Consider the following 7,836-nt stretch of genomic DNA (forward strand, 5'->3'; position numbering starts at 1 on the left):
GTTGAGGGAGAAGCTGTAGGGTGGGTTAGGCCGGAGTTAAATTAGGCGGGTGTCAAGAAAATTGAGCACTGGCCGTAACCCACGGGAGAGCTAGCTAGCTGGGTTAAGAACCGGTCTGAGTTTGCAGGCTCTTGAGATTTTGGGAATAAGCATCAAACCACTGCCGCCAATAGCTCGACTGGGGAGAATGCTTGAGTCGCTCTACCAGGCGGGTGTAGGTGGCAAACCAGGAATCCCAGTAGTCTGCTGTGGCTTCTGAGCTGGTGGTCAGGGTTCCAGTGGTGAGGGGCACACAGCCCTCGTTGGTAGGGCACACCGCCCAGCATTGGGGCACACCGTGGGAACCTTCACACTGGTTACAGCGATTCACGTCAATCCAGAACGCTGTTCCGTTGGTTTGAATGGCTCCGGTGGGGCAGGCCGAGAGGCAGCGCTGACAACTGATACAGTCACTCGTAATCGTGTAAGTCATGGCTAAATCCTCGCTGGGGGTGGGGCGTAGGGGCACAGCATGCTGTGCCCCTACGGGGGGTTACGCGGTCAACACATGTTCGTCGTAGAAGTGGCGGGCAACGGTCTCAATCACGTCGTAGGCTTCTACGACAGTCAGGCCTGCTTTTTGCAGCTCCTTCTGGGGACAGGGGCCAACTTTCGCGGCCAAAACGGCTTTACAGTCAGCAACGGTGCTGATGATGCCTTCCAGGGCCGCCTCTTCGCCGTAGCCGCCCTGGCAGTAGTCGGCGACTTTGCGGTGGCCGATGAACTTGGCCTCGGTGGCATCGACTTCGTAAATCATGAACTCCCTGGCATGGCCAAAGTGTTGATTCACCAGCCCGCCGCCTTTGGTAGCTACCGCAACCAGAACCTTGGGGGAATCGGCTACGGCGTGGGTACCCGTCGCAGCGGCCTGTTTTTTCTCAGCCACGGCGGCACGGTTCTGCTCAATGCCGATGTGGACGGCCTGGCGGGTTTCCAGGCTGTAGTCCGCCGACATCTCCATGAACTTCTCTTTGGTGAATTCCTGACTGCGGTCTTCACCCAAAAGACCCACGGCATCGGCGCGGCACTGGCGGCAGTGGCGCATCAGCTTCATATTGCCGGCGCACTTGTCTTGAACAGCCTTTAGCTCCTTGGGGTTGGGGCCGCGCTGGCCGTTTAAGCCAAAGTAGGTGCCGTGTTCCGGGGCCGAGATCAGGGGCATGATGTTGTGCAGAAATGCCCCCCGCTCTCGGATAGCGGCATTCACCTCCGGCAGGTGTTCGTCGTTGACGCCGGGAATGAGAACGGAATTGACTTTGCAGAGGATGTCGGCCTCTTGTAGAGCCTCCAGCCCCTCCATCTGACGCTCGTGGAGAATCTTGACCCCTTCAATGCCGCGATAGCGCTTGCGGCGGTAGTGCACCCAGGGGTAGATCTTCTCGCCGATCGCCGGATCCACCATATTCAGCGTGATGGTGACGTGATCCACATTCAGGGCTTTGATGCGATCGACATAGTCGGGCAGCATCAGGCCGTTGGTAGACAGGCAGAGTTTGATGTCGGGAGCTTGCTCGGCAATCAGCTCAAAGGTGCGGAAGGTTTTTTCGGGGTTAGCCAGCGGGTCGCCGGGGCCAGCAATGCCTAGCACCGTCATTTGGGGAATTTTGCCTGCCACAACTAAGACCTTGTGGGCGGCTTCTTCAGGGGTGAGCAGTTCACTCACCACACCGGGGCGGCTTTCGTTGGCGCAGTCGTACTTGCGGTTGCAGTAGTTGCACTGAATGTTGCAGGCAGGGGCCACGGCAACGTGCATACGGGCGTAGTGGTGGTGGGCCTCTTCGCTGTAGCAGGGGTGCTTTTCAATGCGAGCCTGCATCGATTCGCTGATCGCGGGGGCCGTGTCGCTTTTGCTAGTGCAGCCACAGCCGCCACCAGACTTTTTGACCTTGGTTTGAGTCTTAGTCAAGGTGATGTCCAGCTCGGGCGTCGCGGTAGGCGCGGAAGCGAGGGCAGTAGGTGGCGGTGGCGTCATGGGTTTGGGGAGGTAAAGAACAAGGTGGGGGAGATTGACCAGACCGGAAAAGCTAAGGCGGGGGCTGAGGGGGAACCGAGCCTGGTTGAGGAGGGTTCACCGCTTTAAAAAACACTCAATATAAATAGAGAGTGACGTTGCATCGATCGCATCAACCCTGTAAGCCCAGGTGAGGTGTTCTTAAACTGCTAGGAGAACAGAAGAACCGAGTTGTTGATGATGGCGATGCAACGCCGACGGGGTGGAGAGTGTGGTAAACAGTCCGAGCAACCCAATCCTGAAGAACCAAATCAATTTCTACGGTGTATTGGTGGGGGCATGCATTTTCCTCAGTAATGAGGAGAGTTAAAGAACAGCCCAATAAGGTAGATACGCCTGAAATTGATTTGGAACTAACGGGCCGAAGGAAAGACAATGCGTCGGGGGTTAAAGTCGCCCTAACTGGGCTGAAGTTGACGTTGTGCTTTCCGCAAAACCCGTGGTTTGAGGTTGGGTGCTCGGCGTTGAAAGAGTTATAGCAACCGCTTTGGAACCAGGTTAGACAACCGGGGCGATAGGGTTTATTGAATGATTAACCCTGTACTCAAAGCCCAGAACCCTTGAAAAACCTAGGAAATATTTTTTTTGGCAGGACGGGGTACTTGCATTAATCGGGCTAACGACTGGTATTTTTATGCCCCCGCCCGGTGTTTCCTGCACTCACCTCAATCCATTGCCACACAGTGAGTTAGCCCCATTGAGGTAGCGATTTAAGTGCATGTTTTTGAGCACTCAAATCAACTCATTTTGCTAATCTTGATACAGGAATCAGCGCCACCCTCAATCAAATCAAAATTGATTTGTAGCGATTTTTTCAATTCTTGTCTGTTTTATGTATTAGGTCTAACAATTTCGTATTAAGCATCGTAAACGGGGCCTAGTAGACCTCCGCCATGATGGGCAAAGAGACAGCGCAGGGATGGCTAGATGCAGGTATGAATCAAAAATCAGAGATCCCCTGTAAGGGCGATTGGCCATGCGCCCTTACCCAAATTCATACCGTTAGTCAGCCATGCCACAACGCATTGGGTGATCACGCGTGACTTCTGGTAGACGAAATGGAGGGCGCATCCTGAATTCAGCTAGTTGTTGCTGGGCGCTTGTGGTTCAAGTCGCCCTCACGAATGGATTCCCACTCCAGTGGGGATGACGTAGACACTTGCAGAGGGGGGGTGTAATCAGAATCTAAGGTTGCTGCTGAGGTTAGATTTCACTTGTTAAGGAATGCTGAATTAAATAGAGTTGATTTTGCATAATCGGCTACACTTTGTTTATTGCATTACAAGCCATTAGGCTGGAATATCTTTGTTTTGAGTACAGGTCACTCGATCCTCAGAGTGATGCAAAAGCACCCTCAATACATTTGTCTTAAAGGGTTTATCCCTGAGTGCACATTACTCGTGCCCGGGGATAAAAATACCTGCTCCTAGGGCCCGAAATACCTGTACCTCGTCCCCAAAGTATTTCTTACTCCTTGAAAAATCGACGTTTCAGCGATTGAGTACAGGGCTAATAGTTTTAGTTAATCGGATTCGACCAAGGGTATCGCTGACCCAAAGTCTGGCTTGCTATAAGCAGGAAAACACAGCCCCAATTGCGCTATGTCTCCCTCCCTGTTCCGATTCTCTATTCAACAATGGTTGCCCTCCTTTGCCGAGGTTCGCCAGCAGTTGCCGCTGATTGACGATTTCACCGTCATCTTTGAGCGCGACCCAGCGGCTCGGAACTGGCTGGAGGTGCTGTGTTGTTATCCCGGCCTCCATGCGATCGCCGCTCACCGGCTGGCCCACTGGCTGCACAACCGCAGAGTTACTTTTCTGCCCCGGTTGATTTCCCACCTGTCTCGCTTCTTCACCGGCATTGAAATTCATCCCGGTGCTCGCCTGGGCAAAGGGGTGTTTATCGACCACGGCATGGGGGTGGTAATTGGCGAAACGGCGATCGTTGGCGATTACACCCTGATTTACCAGGGCGTTACCCTGGGCGGCACCGGCAAAGAAACCGGCAAGCGCCACCCCACCGTCGGCAGCAGGGTCGTGATTGGCACCGGGGCTAAGGTGCTGGGCAACATTCACATCGGCGACTATGCCCGCGTTGGTGCGGGCTCTGTTGTATTGAGGGATGTGCCTGCCAACTGCACCGCCGTCGGCATTCCCAATCGCAATGTGTGTCGCTGCAACACGATTGTTGCGCCCCTAGACCATAACCAGCTGCCCGATACCGAAGCCAAGACCTTACGACAGCTCATGGATCGCATCGAGGCATTAGAAGCCCAAGTTAAAACCCTCTCTCGTTCATCCTTGCCCTCTCTGGAGTTTGCCTCCCATGAATAAGTCTGCGCCTGTAGCCCCCGGTTGGGGGCATGTTGCCACGGTGCGACGATGCGATCGCTGGTCGATCTACCACCGTCTGCAGGAACTCAATGTTCCCTGCGCCTGCCCGGCTGACGGCACCCTACGGGTTGAAGTCAACCACGCCACTGACCTGGTGCTAGCCCGCAGTGCTATCCGACAATTTCTCACCTGTCGTCATGAGGATATCACCTGGCTGGAGCGCTGTTGGGAAACCCAGGTGGTCTGTACCGCAGACCATTGATCAAACCGAAATCTGGCTTTGAAAGTTGAGGTGACTTATCGATTCAACCCCCCACGCCAACATTTTAGTTCTGTCAGCTTTCACGTTCTGTCTCTTTTCTATTCTTTCGGAGTAACCCCATGACAACTCAAACGCTGGTTCTGTCTTTTGGTGAAGTAGGTAGTAACCCCATTGGTCTTGAAAAAGACGTTACCACCACCATTTGCGAAAGTTTAAATCTGGTCTATGCCAGCTTCCAAGCGCTGTATTTGCAATACCAGAAGCACCACTTTGTTATAGAAGGAGCCGAGTTTTATTCCATCCATGAGTTTTTTCAAGAAGGCTATGACGCCACCCAGGGCCATGCCCACGACGTGGCCGAACGCCTGAATGGCCTGGGCGGCGTACCGGCGGGCAGCTTTGCTACCCTGGCCGAGCTGTGCTGCTTTACCCCCGAATCTGATGGCATTTACAACTGCCGCCAAATGATTGAAAACGACCTGGCGGCAGAGCAGGAAATCATCAGTCTGCTGCGGCGGCTAGCAGCCCAGGCCGAGAGCATCGGCGATCGCGCCACCCGTTATCTGTACGAGCAAATTCTGTTGAAATCTGAAGATCGAGCCTTCCATCTCGACCATTTCTTATCAGAAGATAGCCTCACTTTAGCGTTTGTGAGATAACAATCGCCTCTCGTAGGTTGGGTGTCGCTGATGCTTCACCCAACCCACAATGGCTCTTTCCCATTGGTCTTTCCGTTCCCAATCTCTCTTATTAAGGAACTACCCCCATGCTGTCTACATTGATTGTCGTTGGCTTTGTCTTTGGTCTGGCCTGGGCACAACAAATTTTTTTGAATCGCATCATTGCCTCTGACCTAGACTATCTCAAAAAAATAGCCGCGCAGCAGCACGAAGAACGCGTCAAAGCTCTACTCAATCGCTCTATTTCCTAGCTGCTCACCGCTGCTCTCGCTTCCGCTCTCCCTCATTGCCCCTGGAGGCTCCCATGACGACTCCGACCTCGATCTATATCAATGACACCACCCTGCGCGACGGTGAACAGGCTGCCGGTGTGGCCTTTGGCCTAGAAGAGAAAGTTGCGATCGCCAAGTTTCTCGATGCCATTGGGGTGCAGGAACTGGAAGTTGGTATTCCCGCCATGGGGCAGGATGAAGCCAAGGCCATTCGGGCGATCGCCGACCTCGGTCTCAACGCCCACCTGCTGGGCTGGAACCGCGCCGTGCTCTCCGATATTCAGGCCTCCATCCACTGTGGACTGAAGCGCATCCACATTTCTATTCCGGTTTCGGATATGCAGATTCAGGTCAAGTTCCAGGGCCGCTGGGCCAGAATGCTGGAGCAACTGCGCGATGCCCTCAATTTTGCCCGCGACCATGGGCTTGAGGTCAGCGTCGGCGGTGAAGACAGCTCCCGCGCCGACGAGACCTTCTTGATCGACGCCGCCCAGTTTGCCCAGGAGTGGGGCGCATTTCGCTTTCGCTTCTGCGATACCGTCGGCATCCTCGACCCCTTTACCACCTTCGAGAAGGTGCAAAAACTGGTCAACTCCCTAGACATTCCGGTAGAAATGCACACCCACAACGACCTGGGGCTGGCCACCGCCAACGCCCTGGCCGGCATTCGGGCCGGAGCCGCCTCGGTCAATACCACCGTGAACGGTCTGGGCGAACGGGCCGGCAACGCCGCCCTCGAAGAGGTGGTCATGACCCTGAAGCAGATCTACGGCATCAAAACCGGCATTCAGACCCAGCATTTTTTAGAGCTGTCGCGCTTTGTGGCCAAGGCCGTCAACTGCCCGGTGCCCCCCTGGAAGGCGATCGTGGGCGAAAACTCCTTTGCCCATGAGTCGGGCATTCACGCCCACGGCATTTTGCAAAACCCCAGCACCTACGAACCCTTTGACCCCAACGAAGTCGGCCGCCAGCGACGACTCGTGGTGGGCAAACACTCGGGCCGCAGCCTGCTCAACCAGGTGCTGCACGACCACGGCATGAATCTCGATGCTGGCCACAGCCAGTCGCTGCTGAGAGAGGTGCGCGATCGCTCTACCCAGCTCAAACGCAGCCTCACCGTCGAGGAACTCTTGGCTCTGGCCAGTCCACAAAGTACCTACGCCACTGTCAACTAATGCAGCAAGGCAAAAGGCAAAAGGAGAAATCCAAAATTCCTGATTGACCCACCCCTGCCCCTCCCCAGAGGGGAAATCCAAAATCTAACTCACTCCCCAAGGCACCTCCCATGAAAGTCATGCTCCACAGCGGCGAAGACGGCACCCTAATGGTCTACGTCCCCAAAAAAGATCTGGAAGAACATGTCGTCAGCCAAAGCCGAGAGGGCGACGCGATTCTCGTCACCCTAGAAAACGGCTGGGAGCTCTCCATCGACGGCCTCCCCGAACCGCTAAAGCTGCCCCAAACCGTGAATGCCAAACGGTTGAATTAAGCGAAATTTTGAATTCTCAACTTTGAATTGTTTTGAATTGTGATTTTTCACCCACCCACTCCCCAGATTCCCCATGCTAGACCCTACCCAAATGCCCCCTCGCATGTTTGACCTCACCGGAACATTCCTAGGTTTTGTCGGCGGCAACTCCAGAAAGCCCAAGTCTGTTGTGCTTAAGGTTGAAGACGAGCAGATTGTCATCAAGCTGCCCAAGGAACTCCGCCCCTCAATCACCCAGTCGGTGACCGCAGGCGATCGCCTGCGCTGTATCGGCTCTAGCCAGGTGGATTTCAAAGCCGGGGTGATCAAGCTCAAGGCTTACCAGGTGTTCTTTTTAGGTTCCTCGGAGGATGGGCCGGAGGCACCGCCTGATCCCGCCTTGACCACCGCTGTCGAACTATCCCTCCGCCAACAGGAAGCGGTAAACATCGCACCAAAGCAAAAATCTGCGCAAATCCTGGTGTGCCACAAGTCAGGCTGTCAAAAGCGGGGCGGGCGGAAAATGGTAACAGCCCTAGAGCAGGTGCTGCAAAAATACCAGCTGCAAGACCAGGTCGAGATTCGCTACACCGGCTGCCAAAAGCGTTGTTCTAAGGCTCCCAACCTGACGATCATGCCCGGCAAACACCGCTACGACAACCTCAACCCCCACGACATCTCCGCCCTGATCGAAGAACATTTCTGTTCGTCTTAGCCTCGAAAAGGGTGCATTGCTGCGCGGATGCACCCTACACCCCCGCACCCCTCCAC

At 54.8% G+C, this 7,836-nt stretch carries 9 protein-coding genes; 7 read left to right on the forward strand and 2 right to left on the reverse strand.

The window, feature by feature from the left end; all coding sequences use genetic code 11:
* Positions 1-103: 103 nt before the first annotated feature.
* Positions 104-472, reverse strand: coding sequence for a 4Fe-4S binding protein (locus IQ254_RS27970; RefSeq protein WP_193969432.1), 369 nt, complete (start codon positions 470-472; stop codon positions 104-106).
* Between the two features lie 60 nt (positions 473-532).
* Positions 533-2,011, reverse strand: a complete 1,479-nt coding sequence (gene nifB / locus IQ254_RS27975) for a nitrogenase cofactor biosynthesis protein NifB (protein ID WP_193969433.1) — start codon at positions 2,009-2,011, stop codon at positions 533-535.
* Positions 2,012-3,651: 1,640 nt separating this feature from the next.
* Here nifB and cysE point away from each other — a divergent pair.
* The 7 genes from cysE to IQ254_RS28010 all read left to right on the forward strand — a co-directional run bounded on the left by cysE (position 3,652) and on the right by IQ254_RS28010 (position 7,780).
* Positions 3,652-4,383, forward strand: a complete 732-nt coding sequence (gene cysE / locus IQ254_RS27980) for a serine O-acetyltransferase (protein ID WP_193969434.1) — start codon at positions 3,652-3,654, stop codon at positions 4,381-4,383.
* Complete coding sequence (locus tag IQ254_RS27985) at positions 4,376-4,645, forward strand: Asr1405/Asl0597 family protein (protein ID WP_193969435.1); 270 nt, start codon at positions 4,376-4,378, stop codon at positions 4,643-4,645. The genes cysE and IQ254_RS27985 overlap by 8 nt, the downstream gene beginning before the upstream one ends.
* Before the next feature lie 119 nt (positions 4,646-4,764).
* Positions 4,765-5,304: a Dps family protein gene (locus IQ254_RS27990; RefSeq protein ID WP_193969436.1), complete on the forward strand. Its 540-nt coding sequence runs from the start codon at positions 4,765-4,767 to the stop codon at positions 5,302-5,304.
* A 107-nt stretch (positions 5,305-5,411) separates the two neighbouring features.
* Complete coding sequence (locus IQ254_RS27995; RefSeq protein WP_193969437.1) at positions 5,412-5,576, forward strand: hypothetical protein; 165 nt, start codon at positions 5,412-5,414, stop codon at positions 5,574-5,576.
* Between the two features lie 53 nt (positions 5,577-5,629).
* Positions 5,630-6,772, forward strand: coding sequence for a homocitrate synthase (gene nifV, locus IQ254_RS28000; RefSeq protein WP_193969438.1), 1,143 nt, complete (start codon positions 5,630-5,632; stop codon positions 6,770-6,772).
* 110 nt (positions 6,773-6,882) lie between these two features.
* The gene (nifT, locus tag IQ254_RS28005; protein ID WP_193969439.1) at positions 6,883-7,086 is read left to right on the forward strand and encodes a putative nitrogen fixation protein NifT; all 204 of its coding nucleotides are present in this window, start codon (positions 6,883-6,885) and stop codon (positions 7,084-7,086) included.
* A 73-nt stretch (positions 7,087-7,159) separates the two neighbouring features.
* The gene (locus IQ254_RS28010) at positions 7,160-7,780 is read left to right on the forward strand and encodes a (2Fe-2S) ferredoxin domain-containing protein (RefSeq protein ID WP_193969440.1); all 621 of its coding nucleotides are present in this window, start codon (positions 7,160-7,162) and stop codon (positions 7,778-7,780) included.
* The last annotated feature ends 56 nt before the right edge of the window (positions 7,781-7,836 follow it).

Source organism: Nodosilinea sp. LEGE 07088, from assembly GCF_015207395.1.
Taxonomy (GTDB): domain Bacteria; phylum Cyanobacteriota; class Cyanobacteriia; order Phormidesmidales; family Phormidesmidaceae; genus Nodosilinea.